Annotated in this window: 1 protein-coding gene; it reads left to right on the forward strand. The window is 34.6% G+C overall.

The window, feature by feature from the left end; genetic code table 11:
• Positions 1-63 precede the first annotated feature (63 nt).
• The coding region (locus tag ACVBEF_RS21405; RefSeq protein ID WP_447125907.1) for a DUF819 family protein at positions 64-272 on the forward strand (209 nt) is incomplete at its 3' end.

The raw sequence follows: 272 nt of genomic DNA on the forward strand, positions 1-272 counted from the left end.
GCTGTTTCACTCGCTGTCATTTTTTATACCTCTTCACTAAAAAGTTGGAAGAAATTCTATACCATCTTCCCAGCTTTACTGCTATGTTATATGATTCCAGCAATTTTAAATACAACAAATATTATCTCTAGCGAAACGAAGGAATATGAGGCTCTTTATTACGTTGCAACCCGTTATCTTTTACCTGCATCATTACTTTTGCTATGTCTGGGAATTGATTTAAAAGGTCTAATAAATCTGGGTTGGAAACCAATCATCATGTTTCTTGTAGG

The organism is Glaciimonas sp. GG7 (assembly GCF_052976905.1).